The sequence below is a fragment of the Streptomyces viridochromogenes DSM 40736 genome, from assembly GCF_000158955.1.
GTDB classification, from domain to species: Bacteria; Actinomycetota; Actinomycetes; order Streptomycetales; family Streptomycetaceae; genus Streptomyces; species Streptomyces venetus.
In genome coordinates this window covers 5,480,367-5,502,054 of record NZ_GG657757.1, presented here as the reverse complement: position 1 = coordinate 5,502,054, position 21,688 = coordinate 5,480,367, and the positions used below count along the sequence as shown (strand labels likewise).

The 21,688-nt window shown below is 72.7% G+C and carries 16 protein-coding genes and 2 pseudogenes; 8 read left to right on the top strand and 10 right to left on the bottom strand.

The window, feature by feature from the left end:
* Positions 1-19: 19 nt before the first annotated feature.
* From pabB to SSQG_RS24280, 5 genes are read left to right on the top strand one after another with little or no spacing between them, the layout of a single operon-like run.
* A complete protein-coding gene (pabB, locus tag SSQG_RS24300) occupies positions 20-1,678 on the top strand; it encodes an aminodeoxychorismate synthase component I (RefSeq protein WP_003992488.1) in 1,659 nt (552 codons plus the stop codon).
* Positions 1,675-3,198, top strand: coding sequence for an AMP-binding protein (locus SSQG_RS24295; RefSeq protein ID WP_003992487.1), 1,524 nt, complete (start codon positions 1,675-1,677; stop codon positions 3,196-3,198). The genes pabB and SSQG_RS24295 overlap by 4 nt, the downstream gene beginning before the upstream one ends.
* A 23-nt stretch (positions 3,199-3,221) precedes the next feature.
* Positions 3,222-4,787, top strand: coding sequence for a class I adenylate-forming enzyme family protein (locus SSQG_RS24290; protein ID WP_003992486.1), 1,566 nt, complete (start codon positions 3,222-3,224; stop codon positions 4,785-4,787).
* The gene (locus SSQG_RS24285) at positions 4,784-5,962 is read left to right on the top strand and encodes an FAD-dependent monooxygenase (RefSeq protein ID WP_003992485.1); all 1,179 of its coding nucleotides are present in this window, start codon (positions 4,784-4,786) and stop codon (positions 5,960-5,962) included. Before SSQG_RS24290 ends, SSQG_RS24285 begins: the two co-directional genes overlap by 4 nt.
* 11 nt (positions 5,963-5,973) lie before the next feature.
* Entirely contained in the window at positions 5,974-6,774 is an 801-nt protein-coding gene (locus SSQG_RS24280; protein ID WP_003992484.1) for an aminotransferase class IV, read from the top strand.
* 64 nt (positions 6,775-6,838) lie between these two features.
* Here the strand turns inward: SSQG_RS24280 and SSQG_RS24275 are convergent, their stop codons facing one another.
* Both SSQG_RS24275 and SSQG_RS24270 read right to left on the bottom strand, forming a co-directional pair.
* On the bottom strand, positions 6,839-7,306 hold the full coding sequence (locus tag SSQG_RS24275) for a carboxymuconolactone decarboxylase family protein (RefSeq protein ID WP_039933525.1): 468 nt from the start codon (positions 7,304-7,306) through the stop codon (positions 6,839-6,841).
* Between the two features lie 48 nt (positions 7,307-7,354).
* On the bottom strand, positions 7,355-8,743 hold the full coding sequence (locus SSQG_RS24270; RefSeq protein WP_003992482.1) for a PLP-dependent aminotransferase family protein: 1,389 nt from the start codon (positions 8,741-8,743) through the stop codon (positions 7,355-7,357).
* A 47-nt stretch (positions 8,744-8,790) separates the two neighbouring features.
* On the opposite strand from SSQG_RS24270, the pseudogene SSQG_RS24265 reads away from it, so the two are divergent.
* The 3 genes and pseudogenes from SSQG_RS24265 to SSQG_RS24255 all read left to right on the top strand — a co-directional run bounded on the left by SSQG_RS24265 (position 8,791) and on the right by SSQG_RS24255 (position 10,445).
* Positions 8,791-9,289: pseudogene (locus tag SSQG_RS24265) on the top strand (carboxymuconolactone decarboxylase family protein).
* Positions 9,286-9,732 (top strand): carboxymuconolactone decarboxylase family protein, encoded by a 447-nt coding sequence (locus SSQG_RS24260; RefSeq protein WP_003992480.1) that lies wholly within the window; start codon positions 9,286-9,288, stop codon positions 9,730-9,732. The pseudogene SSQG_RS24265 and the gene SSQG_RS24260 overlap by 4 nt, the downstream one beginning before the upstream one ends.
* Positions 9,729-10,445: an isocitrate lyase/PEP mutase family protein gene (locus tag SSQG_RS24255; protein ID WP_003992479.1), complete on the top strand. Its 717-nt coding sequence runs from the start codon at positions 9,729-9,731 to the stop codon at positions 10,443-10,445. The genes SSQG_RS24260 and SSQG_RS24255 overlap by 4 nt, the downstream gene beginning before the upstream one ends.
* A gap of 6 nt (positions 10,446-10,451) precedes the next feature.
* Here SSQG_RS24255 and SSQG_RS24250 read toward each other — a convergent pair whose 3' ends face one another.
* The 8 genes and pseudogenes from SSQG_RS24250 to SSQG_RS24215 form a co-directional block, all read right to left on the bottom strand.
* Entirely contained in the window at positions 10,452-11,417 is a 966-nt protein-coding gene (locus SSQG_RS24250; RefSeq protein WP_003992478.1) for an ABC transporter substrate-binding protein, read from the bottom strand.
* Between the two features lies 1 nt (position 11,418).
* Positions 11,419-13,369 (bottom strand): annotated as a pseudogene (locus SSQG_RS24245) (ABC transporter permease).
* Complete coding sequence (locus tag SSQG_RS24240) at positions 13,369-14,439, bottom strand: quaternary amine ABC transporter ATP-binding protein (RefSeq protein ID WP_052310476.1); 1,071 nt, start codon at positions 14,437-14,439, stop codon at positions 13,369-13,371. The pseudogene SSQG_RS24245 and the gene SSQG_RS24240 overlap by 1 nt, the downstream one beginning before the upstream one ends.
* Before the next feature lie 32 nt (positions 14,440-14,471).
* Positions 14,472-16,004, bottom strand: a complete 1,533-nt coding sequence (locus SSQG_RS24235) for a GMC family oxidoreductase (protein WP_003992475.1) — start codon at positions 16,002-16,004, stop codon at positions 14,472-14,474.
* Between the two features lie 93 nt (positions 16,005-16,097).
* Entirely contained in the window at positions 16,098-17,618 is a 1,521-nt protein-coding gene (locus SSQG_RS24230; protein ID WP_003992474.1) for an aldehyde dehydrogenase family protein, read from the bottom strand.
* A gap of 244 nt (positions 17,619-17,862) precedes the next feature.
* Positions 17,863-18,852, bottom strand: a complete 990-nt coding sequence (locus SSQG_RS24225) for a malate dehydrogenase (protein WP_003992473.1) — start codon at positions 18,850-18,852, stop codon at positions 17,863-17,865.
* Between the two features lie 440 nt (positions 18,853-19,292).
* Complete coding sequence (locus SSQG_RS24220; RefSeq protein ID WP_039933523.1) at positions 19,293-20,624, bottom strand: helix-turn-helix domain-containing protein; 1,332 nt, start codon at positions 20,622-20,624, stop codon at positions 19,293-19,295.
* Positions 20,625-20,992: 368 nt separating this feature from the next.
* On the bottom strand, positions 20,993-21,502 hold the full coding sequence (locus SSQG_RS24215) for a DUF3017 domain-containing protein (RefSeq protein ID WP_003992470.1): 510 nt from the start codon (positions 21,500-21,502) through the stop codon (positions 20,993-20,995).
* Between the last annotated feature and the right edge of the window lie 186 nt (positions 21,503-21,688).

Below are 21,688 nucleotides of genomic sequence, written 5' to 3'. Positions count from 1 at the left end.
GGCCGCGGCCGTCTTCCAGGTGACCGCCCTCTCCCAGGCCGCCGCCGCGCCCGGCGGGACCATCGCAACCGGCGGGACCGTCCCGACCGGCGGGACCGTCTCGACCGGCGGGTCCAGAACGGCCACCCTGTCCGCCTCGGCGCCCACCGCCGCCATCCCCCGCCCCCGCCGCCCCGAACGGGTCGGCTACCGCCTGCACACCCGCCGCATCACCGGTGCCGTCGACACCGAAGCCGCCTTCACCCGGATGTACTCGGAGTCCTCGCGTGCCTTCTGGCTGGACAGTTCGCTCGTCGAGCCGGGACGGTCGCGGTTCTCGTTCTTCGGGGACGACAGCGGGCCGCTGGCCGAGTCGGTGCGGTACGACGTCACGACCGGCCGGTGCGAGATCGAGCGGGCGGGGCGGCCGGTGCGGAAGGTCGCGGCGAGTGTCTTCGACTACCTGAAGCGGCAGTTGGCGAACCGCCGGGTCGACGGCACCGGGCTGCCCTTCGACTTCACCGGCGGATACGTCGGCTACTTCGGCTACGAGACGAAGGCCGACTGCGGGTCCGGCAACCGGCACCGCTCCCCCGTCCCGGACGCCGCATGGCTGTTCGCCGACCGGGTGATCGCGGTGGACCACCAGGAGGGCTTCACGTACGCCGTGTGCCTGGCGGAGGACACCCCGCAGGCCGCCCGGGAGGCCGCCGACTGGCTGGAGGGCGCGCTGGCCGACCTCTCCTGCGTGACGACCGAGCGGCCGCCCCTGCCCGGGCCACCGGCCGCCGCGGACCCCGGCGCCGCAGAGCCGTGGCTGGTGCGCGACCGGGCGCGGTACCTCGCGGACATCGAGGCCTGCAAGCAGGAGCTGCGGGCGGGCACCAGCTACGAGATCTGCCTGACGAACGCCGCCCGTTTACCCGCTCCGCCCGACGCGTTCGCGTTCTACCGGACGCTGCGCCGCGACAACCCGGCCCCGTACGCGGCGTTCCTGAGGTTCGGGGAGCTGGAGGTGGCGGGCTCCTCGCCCGAGCGGTTCCTGCGGATCGGCCGGGACGGTAGCGCCGAGGCCCGGCCCATCAAGGGCACCGCGCCCCGGGGTGACGGGCCGGAGGAGGACGCCCGGCTGCGGGACGCGCTCGCGTCGGACGCCAAGACGCGGGCCGAGAACCTGATGATCGTCGACCTGCTCCGCAACGACCTGGGACGGGTGTGCCGGACGGGCACGGTACGGGTCTCCAAGCTCATGGCCACGGAGACGTACGCCACGGTGCACCAGCTCGTGTCGACCGTGGAGGGACGGCTGCGGCCGGGCACCGACGCGGTGGACTGCGTGCGGGCCTGCTTCCCCGGCGGGTCGATGACCGGCGCGCCGAAGCTGCGCACGCTGGAGATCATCGACTCGCTGGAGACCGAGGCCCGTGGCGTCTACTCGGGCGCGCTCGGCTACTTCGGCTGCGGCGGCGGCGCGGATCTCGGCATCGTCATCCGGACCGCCGTGTTCACCGGCGGTGAGATGCACCTGGGGGCGGGCGGCGCGATCGTCCTCGACTCCGATCCGGACGCGGAGTACGAGGAGATGCTGCTGAAGACCGCGGCTTCCATGCGCGCCCTGCACCAGCACACGGCCGACCGGATCCGGCGGCAGGGCCCGCCGGGGGACCGGGCCGGGGCGGGCGAGGAGGCCCGGCGATGACCAGTCCGCAGGTCGCGCCGCATCCGGCCGAGACCGGGGCGCCCGGGAACCTCGCGGCCCAGCTGGCCGAACTCGCCGAGCGGCGTGGGTGGGGCGGGCGGACCGCCTTCCACCAGGGTCACCGGGCCTGGACCCACGGCGAGGTGCACGACCTCGCGGCCCGGGCGGCCACCGTGCTCGCCGGGTACGGGGTGCGTCCCGGCGACCGGGTGCTGCTGGCGCTGCCCGACTCCGTCGCCTGGGTGACGGCCTTCCTCGCCACCGCCCGGCTCGGTGCCGTCGCGGTCCTGGTCAACCCCGAGCTCCCGGCGGCCGACCACGCGTTCCTGGCCGAGGACATCGCGGCGGTGCTGTGCGTGGCGGGGCCGGGCCTGGAGGAGCGGTTCGCCGGCCGGGCGGGGCTCGGCGCCGATCAGCTGATGACGCTCGCCTCCGCCGCCGAGCCCGCCCCCGCCCACCAGGTCGAGGCGCACAGCCCGCTGTACGTCCAGTACACCTCCGGCACCACGGGCCGCCCCAAGGGCGTGGTGCACACACACGGCGATCCCCGGACGTACCACGATCTGATCGGCCGGCGGGTGCTGCGGATCACCGCGGACGACGTGACCCTGTCGGTGTCGAAGCTGTTCTTCGCCTACGGCTTCGGCAACGCCTTCGTCTTCCCGCTGTTCTCCGGCTCGTCCGCGGTGCTGGTGGACCGGCGCCCCACTCCGACCGCCATCGACGAGCTCGTCGCCCGGCACCGGGTGACGCTGCTCTACTCGGTGCCGTCCGCGTACGCCGCGCTGGTCGCCGAGCGGGGCCACGGGCACGAGGGCTGCTTCGCCTCGGTGCGGGCCGCGGTGTCCGCCGGTGAGGGGCTGCCGGAGGGGCTCGCGCGGCAGGTGGGCGCGTTGCTCGGCGCTCCGGTGCTGGAGCAGATCGGCTCCACCGAGGCCGGTCACGCGTTCTGCGCCAACGGCTTCGCCCACAACCACCCGGGCACCGTCGGCCGTCCCGTCCCCGGCTTCGAGGTGGAGCTGCGGGACCGGGACGGGGGGCCGGTGCCGGACGGTGAGGAGGGCGAGATGTGGGTGCGCGGGCCGACGGTGACGCCCGGCTACCTCGACCGGCCCGAGGAGACCGCCCGCACCCTGGCCGGCGGCTGGCTGGCCACCCGTGACCGGGCCCGCCGTGAACCGGACGGCACCTACCGGCATCTGGGCCGTGCCGACGACATGGAGATGGTCGGCGGCATCACCGTCTCCCCGCTGGAGGTGGAGGCCGTGCTGCACGGCCATCCGGCGGTCCGGGAGGTGGCCGTCGCGGCGGTGCCCGACGGGCGGGGCGCGAGCCGGCTGCGGGCCTTCGTGGTCCCGGCGCCGCCGGTACGGGACGGCCTGGCGGACGAGCTCATCGGCCTGGCGCGGGAGAGCCTCGCCGCGTTCAAGGTCCCCCGCAGCGTCAGCTTCGTCCCGTCGCTGCCCCGCACCCCCACCGGGAAGCTCCGCCGCCATCTGGTCCGCAGGGGCGCCTGGTGAAGACCACGGAAAGGAACGGCCACATGCGGCAGCGGTACCTTCTGCCCGCCGAGCGCGGCTTCTACCTGGGGCCGGTCTTCCGGCGCGCGGCCGACCGGCACGGGGCCGTCTTCGTCACCCTGGACCGGCCGCTGGACGTCGCCCCCGACCTCGGGACCGACCTGAGCTACACCGTGCTGGCCGACCTGGTCGAGGAACTGTCCGGGCGGCTGTGGGAGGCCGGGGTGCGGCCCTCGGAGCAGGTCGTGGTGCACAAGGCGGACAACGTCGACATCATGCTGCTGACCTGTGCCGTCTCCCGGATCGGGGCCGTGCCGGTGCTGCTGTCGCCCACGTTGGCCCCGGCCGTGGCGGGGCAGCTCCTCGAACGGCTGCGCAGGCCCTGGCTGGTCACCGACGGCGCCACCCTGGAGGGCCTGCGGAAGGTCGCCCTGTCCGGGCTGGTGCGGCGGACGCTGACCGTGGAGGACTCGCCCCGTGCGGAGCCCCTGGCGAAGTACACCGGCGCCGAGCCGCCCCCGCCCGTTCGGCTCCACCCCCGCGAACCCGCGCTGATCACCCACAGCTCGGGCACCACCGGCGTGCCGAAACTGGCCGTGCACTGCGCGCGGACCATGTGGAACCGGCTCGTGCCGCAGCAGGCGATGGGCCGGCCCACGCGTGGCGAGCCCGCCGCGCTGCACATGTCCTTCGTGCACTCGCGCTTCTACCATCTGCTCGGCGTCCTGCTGCACTTCGGCAGCCCGCTCGTGCTGATCACCGACCCGGACCCGGCCTCGGTCGGACCGCTGCTGGTGCGGCACCGGCCCGGCATCGTGGAGACGCACCCCAACACGTTCGTGCTGTGGGAGGAGCTGGCCGACGCGCCCGGCGCCCCGCTGTCCCGGGTCCGGGCCTACGGCTCCACGTTCGACGCGATCCATCCGCGCACCGTACGGCGGCTGCTGGACGCGTCCCGGCGCCGTACGCCCTGGCTGATCCAGCTGTACGGGCAGAGTGAGACGGGCCCGGTGGCGTTCCAGGTGGTGACCCGGCGCAGTGCGGCCCGGGCGGACGGCCGCCGGGTCGGGTTCGGGATACCCGGCTTCACCCGGGTCCGGGTCACCGACGAGGAGGGCCGGCGGGTCCCGCCCGGCACCCCCGGCCGGATCGAGGCCCGGACCCGGGGCCGGATCCTCACCTACCTCGGCATGCCGGAGCGCTACGACCGTCAGCTCACCGACGGCTGGTGGGAGATGGGCGACATGGGCTACCGGAGCCGGCTGGGCGCGCTGCACCTCATCGACCGGGAGATCGACCGGATCGACACGGTGCACAGCAACCTGGAGGTCGAGGACGAGTTGATGTCCCGGCTGGAGGAGCTGCGCGAGGTCGTCATCGTGCCGGGCGCGGACCACGAGCCGGTGCCGGTGGTGTGCGTGCGCGGCGAGCGGCCCCTGGACCCGGAGCGCTGGCGGTGGGCCACGGCCGGGCTGCCCGCGATGGCCGAGCCGCGGCAGTGGCGGTTCGAGGACCTGCCGATGACCGCCACCTGGAAGGTGAAGCGCGTGGAGGTCGCCCGGATGCTCACCGAGGGTGTGCGGGCATGACCCCGGTCCTGGTCGTGGGCGCCGGCCCCGTGGGCCTGTCGGCGGCCCTCGCGCTCCGGGCGCACGGGCTGCCGGTCGTGCTGCTGGAGGCAGACCGGGAGGACCGGGAACGGCCCGGCAGCCGCGCCCTGTTCGTGCATCGGGAGACCCTCGGCCTGCTCGACGCCATGCTGCCGGGCCTCGCCGCCGAGATCACCGCCTACGGGCGGACCTGGCACACCAGGCGCACCCTCTACCGCGGGCGCGAGGTCTACTCCCGCTCCTTCCCGCCGCCGTCCGGGCCGCCGCCCTTCACCAGCCTGCGGCAGACGGACACCGAACGGTTCCTGCGCGCGGCCTGTGAGCGGGCCGGGGTGGAGTGCGTGTGGGGCGCGCGCGTGACGGGCGTCCGCACGACGCGGACGGAGGTCCGGCTGACAGGTGAGGACGGCCGGGTGTGGACCGGCGCGTACGCCGTCGCCGCCGACGGGGCCCGCTCGGCGGTCCGGCGGGAGCTGGGCATCGAGCTGGAGGGCACGCACGGCGAGGGTTTCCACGTCGTCGTGGACGTCGCCGACGTGCCGGGCGCCGAACTGCCGCTGGAGCGGGTCTTCCACTACGAGCATCCGGGGGCCGGCGGACGCAGTGTGATGCGGGTGCCGTTCACCGGGGGCTTCCAGGTCGACCTGCAGTGCCGGGACGACGACCGGGAGGAGGAGTACGGCACCGAGGAGGCCGTGCGCCGCTGGCTGCCCGGAGTCGTCGGGGACGGCTACGCCGAGCGGATCCTGTGGGTGTCGACGTACCGCTTCCTGCGCAAGGTGGCCGCCTCGTTCACCGATCCGCACCGGCGGGTGCTGCTGGCCGGTGAGGCGGCGCATCTCTTCCCGCCGTTCGGGGCACGGGGGATGAACAGCGGGATCGCGGACGCGGCGCGCGCGGCCGAGGCGATCGCCGCGGGGACCGGCGAGGCGGTCGCCGGCTTCGCCGAGGTGCGGCGCGCGGCGGCCCTGTTCAACAGCGCCGCCGCCGGTACGGCCCTGGACCATCTACGGCCGCACCGCCGGACCGTGCGGGTCAGGCAGCGGGCGGCGGCGGCCCTGGCGCCGGTGCTGCCGTGGTGCGGGTCATGGCTGGAGCACGCGCCGTACGGCCCCCGGCACGGGGCGCCGGCCGTCGCGGGACGCACGTACTGAGGAGGCTGTTGGTGATCGGACCGGCGGTGGCCGAAGGCCTGTGGACGTGGGCGCCCGGCGGGGGCCTGGCCCCGGCCCCGGACCGGGCGGCCGGGGGACGGCTGCTCGTGGCGGACTCGTGGCTGCTGCGCGAGGGCCGGGTGCGGGCCTATGCCCGGCACCGGGAGCGGTTCTCGCGGTCCTGCGGTGAGTGCGGCGGGCCGCGGCCGCGCCGGCTCGTGGAGTTCTGGCAGGAGGTGACCGCCGTTCTGCCGCGCACGGGTGCGTGGTTCCCGCGGGTGGAACTCGTGGCCGGGTCGATGGAGTTGCGGCTGCTGCTGCGGCCCGCGCCGCCGCTCGGCACCGGGATCCGGCTATGGGCGGCGGGCCAGTCCGATCCGCGGACCGTGCCCCGCCGCAAGGGCCCCGACCTGGACACCCTGGCCCGGGTGCGCCGCCGGGCCGTCGGCGAGGGAGCCGAGGAGGCGCTGCTGATCGCGCCCTCGGGCACGGTGCTGGAGTCGGCCACCGCCACTGTCCTGTGGTGGGAGGACGACACCCTCTGCCTGCCGCCGCCCGGGCTGCCCGTCCTGCCGGGCGTGACGGCCGCGCTGGTCCAGGAGAGGGCGCTGCGGTCCGGGATCCGCATCGCCCACCGTGAGCGGACCGTGGCCGAGCTGGACGGCCGGGAGGTGTGGCTCGTCAACGCGCTGCACGGGATCCGGCCGGTGACGGGCTGGACGGGACGGCCTATGGGGGTGCCTCCGGTGGAGCGTGCCGGGGAATGGCGGACCTGGCTGGACGGCATTATGGAGCCGCTGTCCGAAAGGTGAATTCCAGAACGACGAGGGCGCCGGGCCGAAGGAATTCGACCCGGCGCGTATTTCGCTGCCCGATTCAGTTTTTCGGCACCATGCGCGTCGCTATCGCGATGCGGTTGTACGCGTTGATGACGGTGGCCGACCAGATGAGGGCCGCGATCTGGTTCTCGTCGAAGACCTCGGCCGCCTCGGCGTAGACCGCGTCCGGGACGCGCCCGTCGTGGACCAGCGTCACCGCCTCCGTCAACGCCAGGGCGGCGCGCTCCCGTTCGGTGAAGAAGGGCGTCTCCCGCCAGGCGTTCAGGGTGTACAGGCGCTGCTCGGTCTCGCCCTGGGCGCGGGCGTCCCTGGTGTGCATGTCCAGGCAGAACGCGCAGCCGTTGATCTGCGAGGCGCGGATCCTGACCAGTTCCAGCAGTTCCGGTTCGAGCTTGGCGTCCTGCGCCGCGGAAACGGCCGCGGCATGCAGGGAACCCATTGCCGCGGAGACGTCGGGGGTGATTTTCTTCAGGGCAACACGGGATATGGAAGGGCTTTCGCTCATGCGGTGACCATATCCCTCGCACGTCATTCAGGAGGGGGAATTCGCGCATTATGCGGGCAGGACGGCGCACAGGGCGTCCAGCGCGCCCGACCACGCGTGGTCCGGCGGTGTCCCGTATCCGACGACCAGGGCGTCGACCGGCTCTGTCCGTGCGGCGGGGTCGGTGTAGCGGGCGAGTCCGTGCAGCGCGAGCCCCCTCCAGTGGGCCGCCTCGACCACCGACTGCTCGGTGCCGGGCGGCAGCCGCAGCAGGACGTGCAGTCCGGCCGCGATGCCGGTGACGCGGGCCTCGGGGGCCCGGGCCGCGACGGCGGCGACCAGGGCGTCCCGGCGGCGCCGGTAGCGCAGCCGGGCCGCGCGGACATGGCGGTCGTAGGCACCGGAGGTGAGGAACTCGGCCAGGGTCAGCTGGTCCAGCACCCCGCAGGTGTCGACGCCGCCCTTCGCCGTGACGACCTCCTTCATCAGGTCCGGCGGCAGGACCATCCAGGCCAGTCGCAGCCCGGGCGCGAGGGACTTGCTCGCGGTGCCCAGGTGGACCACCCGGTCGGGGTCCAGGCCCTGGAGCGCCCCCACGGGCTGGCGGTCGTAGCGGAACTCGCCGTCGTAGTCGTCCTCCAGCACCAGCCCGCCCGTGCGGCGCGCCCAGTCCACGACGGCCGCGCGGCGGTCGCGGTGCAGGGGCACGCCCATGGGGAACTGGTGGGCGGGGGTGAGGAGAACCGCGTCGGCGGCCCGCGACCCGCCCGGGTCGGTGCCCAGCCGGTCGAAGGGCAGCGGGGTGGTGCGCAGACCGGACGCGGCCAGGATCCTGCGGTGCACGTCGAGGCCGTACGACTCGACCGCGACCGTCCGGGCCCCGCGCGCCCGCAGGGCCGCGCCGAGCAGTTTCAGGCCGTGCGCGAACCCGCCGCACACCACGATCCGTTCGGGGTCCGCCCGTACGCCCCGGGCCCGGGAGAGGTAGCCGGCGAGCGCGGCCCGCAGCTCGGGGCGGCCGCGGGGGTCGCCGTAGTCCAGCGCGTCGGACGGGGCGGCGGTGAGGGCGCGGCGGGCGGCCTTGAGCCACTGGGCGCGCGGGAAGGACGCGAGGTCGGGGCTGCCGGGGCGCAGGTCGTAGGCGGGGCGGGCGGGTGCGCGGGGGTGGGGTGCCGTGCCCGCGGGCGGGACGACCCGGCGTTCGGCCACCCGAGTTCCCGAGCCCTGCCGGGCGGTGAGCCAGCCCTCGGCGACCAGGTCGGCGTAGGCGTCGGCGACCGTGTTGCGGGCGATGCCCAGGTCGGCGGCGAGCGCCCGGGAGGAGGGCAGCCGGGTGCCGGGGGCCAGCCGGCCGGAGCGGACGGCCTCGCGCAGGGCGTCGGTCAGTCCCCGGCGCAGGCCCGGACCGGTCGGCTCCAGATGCAGGTCGACGCCGAAAGTGGCCCAATGATCCGCCATGGAAATGGACCATACCCCTGGGCTGCCTCGCTCCTAGGGTCGAGGGCATGACGACCACGACCACTACGGGGTACGCCCCCGAGCAGCCCGCCCGCCTGGAGTGGGCCAAGCACGCGCCGGACGTCTACAAGGCGATGGTCCGGCTGGAGGCCGCCGCCCGGCAGGGGCTCGACCCCACGCTGTACGAGCTGGTGAAGATCCGCGCCTCGCAGATCAAACCACTGCGCCTTCTGCATCGACATGCACACCAGGGACGCCCTCGCGGCGGGCGAGAGCGTCGAGCGGATCGTGCAGCTCGGCGCGTGGGAGGAGTCGCGGCACTTCTACACCGAGAAGGAGCTCGCGGCGCTGGAGCTGACGGAGGCCGTGACCGTGCTGACGGACGGATTCGTGCCGGACGAGGTGTACGCGAAGGCCGAGAAGCACTTCGAGGAGGCCGAGCTGGCCCAGCTGATCGCCGCGATCACGGTGATCAACGCCTGGAACCGGTTCGGGGTGACCTGCCGTATGGCGCCGGGGCACTACCGGCCGGGCCAGTACAAGTGACGCTCCGGACCCGGCTGCTGGATCCGGCGGTCGCCCGGGCCATGTCCGCCCTCAGCGCGGTCGCGAAGCAGGGCCTCGGCGACCCGGTCCTCGCCGAACTCGTCGTGATCCGCGCCTCGCAGCTCAACCACTGCGCGTTCTGCCTCGACATGCACCTCGCGATCGCCCGGAAGCACGGGGTGAGTGAGCGGCAGCTCGACCTGCTGGCCGCCTGGGAGGAGGCCGAGGACGTCTTCGACGAGCGGGAGCGGGCGGCACTGGCGCTGACCGAGGCGGTGACCGTCCTGACGGACGGATTCGTCCCGGCCGAGGTGTACGAGCAGGCCGCCAAGCACTTCGACGAGGTGCGGCTCGCCCATCTCGTGGGGCTGGTTGTCGCCATCAACAACTGGAACCGGGTGATGGTCAGCCGCCGGATCCCGCCAGGGGGGTACACGCCATGAGCCAGGCCGACACGTTCCGCGCCCTGCACCACCACCGCGCGCCCGAGGATCCGCTGGTGCTGCCCGGGCCGTGGGACGCGGTCAGTGCCCGGGTGTTCGCGGAGGCCGGGTTCCCGGGGCTCGCCGTGCCCAGCGCCGGCGTCGCCGCCTCCCTCGGGTACGAGGACGGGCAGGTCCCGGTCGACGAGATGTTCGCCGCGGTCACCCGGATCGTCCGGGCGGTCGACGTGCCCGTGTCGGCGGACGTCGAGGACGGATACGGGCTCGCGCCGAAGGAGCTGGTGGAGCGGCTGCTGGAGACGGGGGCGGTGGGCTGCAACCTGGAGGACTCCGAGGACGGGGAGCTCAAGGACCCGCGCGCGCACGCCGAGTGGCTCGCCGAGGTGCGGGCGGCGGCCGGTGACCGGCTCTTCGTGAACGCGCGTGTGGACACCTTCGCGTACGGGGCCCCCGACCCCGAACAGACCATCGAGCGGGCGGCGTTGTACGTGGCGGCGGGCGCCGACTGCGTCTACCCGATCGGGGCCCCGCCGGAGGTCCTGCCGCTGCTGCGGTCCGGGATCCAGGGGCCGGTCAACGTGGGGGTCTTCACCGAGGAGGGCCCCTCGCCCGCCGAACTCGGCGCGCGAGGGGCCACCCGGGTCACCTTCGGACCGGGGCTCCAGCGGCGGGCCACCCGCGCACTGCGGGAGATCGCCGCTCGGCTGATGTAGCGGACGTCAGGACAGCCACTTCTTCCACGTGGACTTGTGGCTGTCCACCCACTTCTTCGCCGCGTCCTCCGGCGTCATCTTCTTGTCGGCGATCATCAGGGAGACCTCGTTCTGCTCCTCGGTCGTCCACTTGAACTTCTTCAGGAAGGCCGCCGCCTTGCCGCCGTTCTTCGCGAAGTCCGAGTTGAGGTACTTCTCCAGCGGCGTGTGCGGGTAGGCGCAGGCGACCTTGTCGGGGTCGGCGTCGCAGCCCTCCTTGTAGGGCGGCAGCTTCACCTCGGTCATCGGGACCTTCTTGAAGAGCCACTGCGGCGAGTACCAGTAGGTGAGGAAGGGCTTCTTCTCCTTGGCGAACTGCCTCATCTGCGTGATCTGCGCGGCCTCGGAGCCGGCGAACACCACCTGGTAGTCCAGCTTCAGGTTCTTCACCAGCGCCTTGTCGTTGGTGACGTAGGACGGCGAACCGTCCATCAGCTGGCCCTTGCTGCCGCTCTCCGGGGTGCGGAAGAGGTCGGAGTACTTGTTGAGGTTCTTCCAGTTGGTGATGTCCGGGTGCTGCTTGGCGAGGTACGTCGGGACGAACCAGCCGATGTGCCCGGTGACGCCGAGTCCGCCACCGCGCGTGATCGTCTTCTTGTCGTCGACGTACCGCTTCTCCTGGTCCGGGTGGCCCCAGTCCTCCAGGAGCGCGTCGACACGGCCCTGGCTGAGCGCGTCCCAGGCGGGCACCTCGTCGACCTGGACGGTGTCGACCCGGTAGCCGAGCTCGTGCTCCAGGATGTACTGGGCGACGGCCACGTTGGACTGGGCGCCCACCCAGGACTGCACGGACAGGGTCACGGTCTTGGAGCCCTGCGCGTTGGCGAAGGGCGAGGCCTGCTTGGTCATGTCGGCGGCACCGCAGCCGGTGAGCAGCGCCAGGGAGCTCGCCGCGGCGATCACGGCCGTCTTGCGGATCTTACGGACTCGCATGTCACGCTCCCTTCTTCGCGCGGCGTTCGGTGGGCTGGGTCACCCGGTCGAGCATCAGGCCGAGGCAGACGATCGCGCCGCCGGCCACCAGACCGGTCGCCAGGTCGCCCTGGGCGAGGCCGAAGACCACGTCGTAGCCGAGCGCGCCACCGCCGACCAGGCCGCCGATGACGACGACGGCGAGGACCAGCACGAGGCCCTGGTTGACGGCGAGCAGCAGGGCCGGCCGGGCCAGCGGGAGCTGGACCTGCCGCAGCTGCTGCCAGCTGGTGGCGCCGAGGGAGCCGGAGGCCTCCAGCGCGGACGGGTCGACCTGGCGCAGGCCCTGGGTGGTGATGCGGACGACCGCCGGGAGGGCGTAGACGATCGCGGCCGCGACGGCCGGGGCGCGTCCGACGCCGAACAGGGCGACGACCGGGATCAGGTACACGAACTGCGGCATCGTCTGGAACACGTCCAGGACCGGGCGCAGCAGCCGCTCCAGGCGGTCGCTGCGGGCCGCGGCGATACCGACGGCGAAGCCGACGACGAGGGTGACGACGACGGCCGCGAGGACCTGCGACAGCGTGTCCAGGGACGGCTTCCAGACGCCGAGCACGCCGATCGCGGCCATGGCGAGGACGGCGGTGAGCGCGGTGCGCCAGGTGCCGATGACCCAGGCCAGGGCGGCGACGATCAGCAGCACCGACCACCAGGGCAGCCACTGCAGGCCGTCGCGCATCGGGTCGAGCACCCAGGTGGTGAAGTGGCCCGCCCAGTCGGCGGTGCCGCCGATGTAGGGGACGCCCGAGTACAGGTGCGCGGTCATCCAGTCGACGACCCGGTTGACGGGTTCGGCGATGCCGACGGTCCAGGTCTCGGGCCAGTCGAGGCGGCCCGTGAGGCGTCCGGCGACGGCCACGGCGACGACGCTCGGCGAGGGCGTAGAGCCAGCCGCGTCCGCTGTGCGGCTCCGGTTCGGCGCCGAGCCGCTCCCCCGCCGCGCCCGTGACGCGGTCCAGGACGACGGCCAGCAGCACGATCGGGATACCGGCGGCCAGGGCGGCGCCGACGTCGACCGAGGCCAGGGCCTGGTAGACGCGGTCACCGAGACCGCCCGCGCCGATGACGGCCGCGATGACGGCCATGGACAGCGCCATCATGATCGTCTGGTTGACGCCGAGCAGGAGTTCCTTGCGGGCCAGTGGGATCCGGGCGGTCAGCAGCCGCTGGCGTGCGGTGGAGCCGAGCGACTCGACGGCCTCCAGCACCGACTTGTCGGCGCCGCGCAGACCGAGCGAGGTCAGGCGGGCCATCGGCGGGGCGGCGTAGATGACGGTGGCCAGGACGGCCGCGGGGACACCGATGCCGAAGACCAGGACGACCGGCAGCAGGTAGGCGAAGGCGGGCAGCACCTGCATGGTGTCGAGGATCGGACGCAGGGCCCGGTCCATCCGGTCGGAGAGTCCGGCCGCGAGCCCGAGCAGCACACCGACGACGACCGACGCGAGGACCGCGACGACCATCAGGGCGAGGGTCTGCATGGTCGGCACCCACATGCCGAGCAGGCCGCAGGCGAGGAACGCGACGGCGGTGCCGAGGGCCAGCTTCACACCCGCCACACGCCAGGCGACCAGCGCGCCCAGGGCGGTGACGCCCGCCCAGCCGATGGCCAGGAGGGTGAGGTAGACGGCGCGTACGGCGATGACGACGACATTGCTGACGTGGCCGAAGAAGTACAGGAACAGCGGGTGGCTGTCGCGGTTGTCGATGATCCAGTCGCTGGCCTTGGCGAGCGGCGCGGAGAAGTCGAGGGTCAGCGCGCTCGGCCAGGTGCCGCTCGCCCAGCGGGCGTTCGCCAGCGGCACGAGGACCGCCGCGGCGAGGGCCAGGAGCAGCAGCTTCTGGACGGCACGGTTCTTCAGCAGCCCGGGCAGGCCGAGGCGGGGCGGGGACGCGGTGATGGTCGCCATCACACCGCCTCCTTGGGCTGTTCGGTGCCCGGCGGCTCGGGCTGCTCCGTGCCGGCGACGACCCCGAGGAGCGTGTCGGAGTCGACCACGCCCACGCAGCGGCCCTTGTCCACGACACGGGCCGGTGCGCCGGCGCGGGCGACCGCCTCGATCGCCTCGGAGACCGTCGCGTCGGGCCGGACCGCGGGTCCGCTGCCGTCCTGGTCCGCCGTGGGACGGCGCATGGCGGTGCGGACGGTCATGACCTGTTCGCGCGGGACGTCCCGGACGAACTCGCGGACGTAGTCGTCGGCGGGCGAGCCCACGATCTCCTCGGGCGTGCCGAGCTGCACGACTTGGCCGTCCCGCATCAGGGCGATGCGGTCGCCGAGCTTGAGGGCCTCCTGGAGGTCGTGGGTGATGAAGACCATGGTGCGGCCCTCTTCCTGGTGCAGCCGGACGACCTCCTCCTGCATGTCGCGCCGGATCAGCGGGTCGAGCGCGCTGAACGGCTCGTCGAAGAGGAGCACCTCGGGGTCGACGGCGAGCGCGCGGGCCAGGCCGACGCGCTGCTGCTGGCCGCCGGAGAGCTGGCCGGGGCGACGGTGTTCCATGCCCTCCAGGCCGACCTTGGCGATGACCTCGGCGGCACGCTCACGCCGCTCGGCCTTGCCCATGCCCTGGATCTCCAGGCCGTAGGCGACGTTGTCGAGGACCGTGCGGTGCGGCAGCAGGCCGAAGTGCTGGAAGACCATGGCGGCGCGGTGCCGGCGCAGTTCGCGCAGCCGGGAGCGGTCCATGGCGCGGACGTCCTCGCCGTCGATGGCGATGGTGCCCGCCGTCGGTTCGATCAGCCGGGTCAGACAGCGCACCAGCGTGGACTTGCCGGAGCCGGACAGGCCCATGACGACGAAGACCTCGCCCTTGCGCACGTCGAAGCTGACGTCGCGGACGGCGGCCGTGCAGCCGGTGCGGGAGCGCAGCTCGGCCGGATCGAGGGCGGTGAGCTCGGGGTCGCCCGGGACGCGGTCGGCCTTCGGGCCGAACACCTTCCACAGGTTCTCCACCGAGAAGACGGGGGCGGTGTCCATGGTCTGCTCCGTAGGGGGCTCGAGGGTCGCGGTCACTTGGAACCACCTCCGATCAGCTCGGCGGCCTTCTCTCCGACCATGAGCACTCCGATCATCGGGTTGACGGTGGTCATGGTGGGGAAGACGGAGGCGTCGGCGATGCGGATGCCTTCCAGGCCGCGGATGCGCAGCTCGGGGTCGACGACGGCGAGCCGGTCGTCGGCGGCGCCCATCTTGCAGGTGCCGGCGGGGTGGTAGACGGTGTGCGCGACCTTGCGGGCGTACTCGCTGAGTTCCGCGTCGTCGGTCACGTCCGGACCCGGGCACACCTCGCGCTTGAGCCAGCCGGCCAGCGGCTCGGTCCTGGCTATCTCGCGGGCGATCTTGATGCCGTCGACGAGGGTCTTGCCGTCGTAGTCGTCCTCGTCGGTGAAGTAGCGGAAGTCCAGGGCGGGCTTGACCTCGGGGTCGGCGCTGGTCAGGTACAGCCGGCCGCGGCTCTTCGGCTTGGGGATGTTCGGGGTCATCGAGACGCCGAACTCGGGCCGCTCGTAGCCCAGTCGCTCCGGGTTGTCCGTGAACGGGATCTGGTAGAAGTGGAACATCAGGTCGGGGTGCGGCAGTTCGGCGTCGCGGCGCACGAAGAGGCCGGCGTCCGAGTCCATCGCGGAGTTCTCCGGGATGGGGCCGTTGGTCTCCCACACGATCACCGACTCGGGGTGGTCGAGGAGGTTCTCGCCGACGCCCGGCAGGTCGTGCGTGACGGGGATGCCGAGCTTCTCCAGGTCGGCCTTGGGGCCGATGCCGGAGTGCATCAGCAGCCGGGGCGAGTCGACGGCGCCGGCGCACAGCAGGACCTCGCTGCGGGCCTTGACGAGGATCTCCTCGCCGTCCTTGGTGCGGACGTGCACGCCCTCGGCGCGGTCGCCGTCCAGCTGGAGCTTGTACGCCCAGGTCTCCAGCAGGATCGTCAGGTTGGGCCGTTCGTCCATCACCGGGTGCAGGTACGCCACCGAGGCCGAGGACCGCTTGTTGTTCTCGGGGTGGTAGGCGAGGTCGAAGAAGCCGACGCCCTCGGTGAACGGCTTCTTGTTGAAGCCCTCCACGCGCGGCACGTTCAGCGCCGCCTGGGCCGCGTCCACGAAGTCCCGGGCGATGGCGTTGCGGTCCTGCTCGTCGACGGGGACGACGTTGTTGAGCAGACGCGCGAAGTACGCCTCCATCTGCACCGCGCCCCAGCCCTTGGCACCGGCGTCCTCCCACTCGTCCCAGTCCGCCGGCAGCGGCTTGAAGGCGATCAGGGTGTTGTGCGAGGAACAGCCGCCCAGGACCCGGGCCCGGCTGTGCCGGATATGCGAGTTTCCGCGTGGCTGTTCGGTGGTGGGGTAGTCGTAGTCGAGCTCGCCACCCAGCAGGCCCATCCATCGGCGCAGGGTCAGCACGTCGTCACGGCCGACGTCGCTGGGGCCGCCCTCGATGACGGCGACGGTCACGTCGGGGTTCTCGGTCAGGCGTGAGGCAATGACGGAACCAGCGGTTCCGCCGCCTATCACGACATAGTCGTACTCATGGACGGTGTGGGACATGGCTTGCTTGCTCCAGTGGGGATGAAGTGGACGGGCTCGAAGGGTGGGGAGGTCGGCCCGGGCCGGGGGGGGAGGCCGACCCGGGCCCGTGGCTCAGCCCGCGAACCAGCGCACCGGCTTGGGAGCGAGGTTCTGGTAGACGTGCTTGGTCTCCCGGTACTCGGCGAGGCCGGCCGGGCCGAGCTCCCGGCCCACTCCGCTCTTGCCGAAGCCACCCCATTCCGCCTGCGGCAGGTAGGGGTGGAAGTCGTTGATCCAGATCGTGCCGTGACGCAGCCGTCCGGCCACCCGGCGGGCGCGGCCCGCGTCGGTGGTCCAGACACCGCCCGCGAGCCCGTACTCGGTGTCGTTGGCCAGGGCGACGGCCTCGTCCTCGGTGCGGAAGGTCTCGACGGTGACGACCGGCCCGAAGACCTCCTCCCGTACGACGCGCATCTCGCGGTGGCAGTGGTCGAGGACGGTCGGCTCGTAGAAGTAGCCGTTCTCGGGGCGCTGCGGGGAGGGCTCGGGGCGCTTGCCGCCGGAGCGCAGCACCGCGCCCTCCTGGAGGGCGGACTCGACGTACGCCTCGACCTTGGCGCGCTGCTGCTCGGAGACCAGCGGGCCGCACTCGACGCCGTCCTCGGTGCCGCGGCCGAGGCGGATCTTCTCGGCGCGCCGGGCGAGTTCGGTGACGAACCGGTCCCGGACCGACTCCTCGATGATGAGGCGGGCGCCGGCCGAGCAGACCTGGCCGCTGTGGATGAAGGCGGCGTTGAGGGCCTGGTCGACGGCGGTGTCGAAGCCCTCGTCGGTGGCGCAGGCGTCGGCGAAGACCACGTTGGGGTTCTTGCCGCCGAGTTCGAGGGCGACCTTCTTGACGCCGGGCGCGGCGGCCTGGGCCACCTTGGTGCCGCTGACCAGGCCGCCGGTGAAGGAGACCAGGTCGACGTCGGGATGCTCGGAGAGCCGCGCGCCCACCGAGTGGCCAGGGCCGGTGACGATGTTGGCGACGCCCTCGGGCAGCCCGGCCTCGACGAGCAGCTCGATCAGCGCGATGGTCGTCATCGGGGTGATCTCGCTCGGCTTGATGACGAAGGTGTTGCCGGCGGCGAGGGCCGGGGCGATCTTCCAGCTGGCCTGGAGCAGCGGATAGTTCCAGGGCGTGATCATCGTGCAGACACCGATGGGCTCGTGCACGACGACGCTGTGGATGTCGGGCGAGCCCGCGTCGACGACCCGGCCGGGGGCCTCGCCGGCGACCAGGTCGGCGAAGTAGCGGAAGGCGTCGGCGACACAGTCGATGTCGACGCGGCCCTCCTCGACGGTCTTGCCGGCGTCCTGGGCCTCCAGCCGCCCGAGCTGTTCGCGGTCGCGCACCAGCAGGTCGGCGACGCGGCGCAGCAGTGCGGCCCGCTCGGTGACGGGCGTGCGCGGCCAGTCGCCCTCGTCGAAGGCGCGCCGGGCGGCGGCGATCGCCAGGTCGGTGTCCTTCTCGTCCCCCTCCGCGACGACGGCGAAGGGCAGGGCGTCCGCGGGGTCGAGGATCTCCCGGGTGGCACCGGAGACGGCGGCACGCCATTCTCCCCCCGCGTGGATGGTTTTACGTGCCTGAAGTTCGGTACTTTCCGCCATGATCCGTAACTGCCCTTCCGTTCCTGTTCAGCGCCCTTGTCTCACACATGTGTGACACAGGAGACCGAGTTCGCCTGCCCGGGGCTCCCAGTTGCATGCGCAATCCATGGCTGAAAGTGCGCTGCATCACTGAACATGCGAGCAAACTTGGGCAAATCGCCCATGAAATCCTGCGCTGGAACGCCCGCAGGCCCCCCACCGGAAGCAACCGGTGGGGGGCCTGCGGAACGCAGAGAGGCGTGGATCAGATGAGGCCGAGGCCGCGGACCGCCTCGCGCTCCTCCTCGAGCTCCTTGACGGAGGCGTCGATCCGGGCGCGGGAGAACTCGTTGATCTCCAGGCCCTGGACGATCTCGTACTTACCGTCCTTGGTGGTGACGGGGAAGGAGGAGATGAGGCCCTCCGGGACGCCGTACGAACCGTCGGACGGGATGCCCATGGAGACCCAGTCGCCGTCGGCGGTGCCGTTGACCCAGCTGTGGACGTGGTCGATGGCGGCGTTGGCGGCGGAGGCGGCCGACGAGGCGCCGCGGGCCTCGATGATGGCGGCACCGCGCTTGGCGACGGTCGGGATGAAGTCCTCGGCCAGCCACTTCTCGTCGTTCACGACCTCGGCGGCGTTCTTGCCGGCGACCGTGGCGTGGAAGATGTCCGGGTACTGGGTGGCGGAGTGGTTGCCCCAGATGGTGAGCCGCTTGATGTCGGCGACCGTCGAGCCCGTCTTCTTCGCGAGCTGGGTCAGGGCGCGGTTGTGGTCGAGGCGGGTCATCGCGGTGAACCGCTCGGCCGGTACGTCGGGCGCGGCGGCCTGCGCGATGAGCGCGTTCGTGTTCGCCGGGTTGCCGACGACCAGGATCTTGACGTCGTCCGCGGCGTGGTCGTTGATGGCCTTGCCCTGCGGCTTGAAGATGCCGCCGTTGGCCTCCAGCAGGTCGCCGCGCTCCATGCCCTTGGTGCGGGGGCGGGCGCCGACCAGCAGGCCCACGTTCGTGCCGTCGAAGGCGACGTTCGGGTCGTCCGTGATGTCGATGCCCTGGAGGAGCGGGAACGCGCAGTCGTCCAGCTCCATGGCCGTGCCCTCGGCGGCCTTCAGCGCCGGCGTGATCTCCAGGAGGCGCAGCTTCACCGGCACGTCCGCGCCGAGCAGCTGACCGGAGGCGATGCGGAAGAGCAGGGCGTAACCGATCTGGCCGGCCGCGCCGGTGACGGTGACGTTCACGGGAGTGCGGGTCATGGCGTTCTCCGTATGACAGCTGGCGGTGGGGCGTCCCTGCCCCGGACGTTTGATCGATCTCTTGGCGTCAAGAGATCCATCCAGCGGTCAGGCTATCGCGCCTCCGGGATCCCGGACGGCCGGGTCGGTGTGGCCCACCCCACAACCCACCGCACGCCCACACGGGAGGCGGCCGCCCGTCCGGGAGAGGGGGACGAAGGCGGCCGCCTTGGGGGGAACCGACCGTGCCGGACTCCCGTGGGGGTACGGTTCGCGTGCCCCCGATCCGGACGCCCAATCCTCCGTCTCCGAAATTCGTTTCCCCCGGGCGGGAGCACCTGGCCGGTGCCCGGCCCACCCCGCGCGCCGCATGCTCGGCGGACGGGCATGCGCGCGACGATCCGCACACGCGCGACGATCCGCATACGCGGGGCCGAGCTGCGATCCGGTGCAGTCCCCTGCTACTCGGTGCAGCCCTGCTGTCCGGATGCGAGCGTTGCGCAGGCCTTGGCGTCGGTGGCGTTCTTCACGGCCACCATCGGCGTGTACGCGATCGCGTCCCCGGGCTCGGTGATGCTGCCGGTCTCCTTCTTCTTGCCCGCGCTGACCTGGACCTCGTCGCCCTGGGTCGCCTGGGTGATACGCCCCCAGGCCGCCTTGCAGGTCTCGCTGTAGCGGACCTCGATCGTGGTCGTGCCTATGGTCGCCGTCCGGGCCGTGGTCACCAGGTCACCACTGCATCCCATGGCCTCCGCGTCCTTGCCGGTGCAACCGTCACCGCTGCACTTCACGCCGGGCGGCAGGTCCGGGTCCGTGCTGGCGGACGGTGAGGGGGACTTGGTGGCGCCCTTGGCCTCGTCGTCACCACCGCCGCCGGTGAGATAGAACGCACCGGCTATCACCACGAGGACGCCCACGACACCCGCGAGGAACGTCGCGGTCCGCTTCTTGCCGCCGACACCGCCGGCACCACCGGAGCGACCGGCGCCACCGGCGCGGGCCGGAGCGGCGTCCTGCGGGGGTGTGTCGTACGCGCCCGCTCCGCCACCACCCCGCGCGGAGGCAGGGCCGCCGGACGCCCCGGCAGAGCTCCCGGGCCCCGAACCGGTCCGGGAGTCGGTACCCGTGCCGGAGCCACCGCCTGACCCGGTGCCGCGTGCGCCCGTCGGTGACGGGCCCTTGTACCCGGCCAGTCCCCAGGAGTTGACCTCGGTCGCACCACCCCGGCCGCCGTCCTCCCGCACACCGGCACCGGCACCGGCACCCGTGGAGTCCTGCACCTCGGGGGCCGTCGGCTGGGCCGGCACCGTCGGGGAGACCCCGGCAGGGCCCGCGATGCCCGGCGTGACCGTGGTGTTGCCGCTCCTGCGGGACGTGTTGTCGCCGCCGCCCGCCGAAGCCGTCCTGCCGTCGTCCTTGGCGGCGGCGGAGGTGCCGCCGAAGTCCTGCCCGCCGAACTCCCCGAGCGCGGCCCGCGCCTGGGATATCCGGATGGCCTCCATCGTCATGTCGTGCCGCATCTCCGAGCGGCTCCAGGCGCGCTCGGCGAGCTCCCACATGGTGGTCAGGTGCACCGGGTTCGTCTCGGTGACCTCGGCCAGCGCCACGATCGCACCCTTGGGCGCGAGCAGCCGGCCGTTCAGATAACGCTCCCAGGACGTCTTGCTGTATCCCGTGCGGTCCGCCACCGACGCGATGCTCAGACCGCTGCGGTCCACGAGTCTGCGCAACTGGCTGGTGAACTCCCTGATCTGCGGATCGAGCTCATCCGGCAAGGCCTTCCAACGAGGCATTGCTTCCCCCTCTTCCCCCCGGTTCGTGCTGTTGTTTCCCGCGCTGTTCGCCCCGCGCGTTGGCGGCCTCGGCCGAGTCCCCGTTCTGGATACCCACAGGGATGCGCACAGTCAGGATCTCAGTTCCCTGACGGGGGGCGCACAGAAGCATGGTGACAGCGCGCGGTACACCCCGGACCGTCCTGATTGTCCATGCCACCCGGGGTGCCGCACCACTTCGTGCGGAATCAGCCAAGGGACGTACCGGAACCGTCACTTCCGTGCCACAGCGTACTGACAGGCGTTGAACAGGTCATTCGCGGTGCACGAGGGTGGGGTGTGGCGGCGGCCCGTCCTTCCTCGGGGGAGAGGACGGGCCGCCGTTCCCGTCATTCGCTGGTGACCGTGAAGTGCAGCGTGTCCTTCAGGAACGGGAGCTGCACCCACGGTTTGGGTTGCGCCATCAGGGCCAGCATGACGATCACCAGGCCCATCACGCCGTACGTGACGATGTCCGTGAAGCGGGAGCGGACGGCCAGCATGCCGACGTCCGGCAGCAGCCAGCGCATCGCGCCGCCGCCCAGCAGCGCGACGCCGATCATCAGGACCCCGAGCCGGAACTGACCGAACGCGGTCACCATCAGTCCGAGTCCGACCAGTCCGAGTACGGCGAGCACGGGCCACTGCCGGGCCGGGGCGGGCGCGCCACCGGACGCCGCCCGGCCACCGCCCTCGGGCCGTGCGGTGTCCTTGGTGAACAGCGGAAACCGCCGAGTGACCCGCCGCGGCCGCCCCTCGGCATCGGGAGCACTGACGGGATCCCGGACGGTAAAGTCCTCGGCCGCCTCCTGCCTGTCCGAAGCGACCTGCCCGTCCCCACCAGCCGCGGCACCCCGCACAACCGCAACGTCCTGAGAGCTCTGCGCGGCCCCGCCGGTGTGGGCGCCCTGGACGGCCCCGCCGTGCTGGGCGCCCCCGTCGCTCCCGTCGCTCCCGGCGTGCTGCGTGCCCTGGGTCGCTCCCGCACTCCGGGGGCCCAGGGAGTCCCCTGCGCTCTGCGCACCCTCGACGCCCCCGTCGTCTTG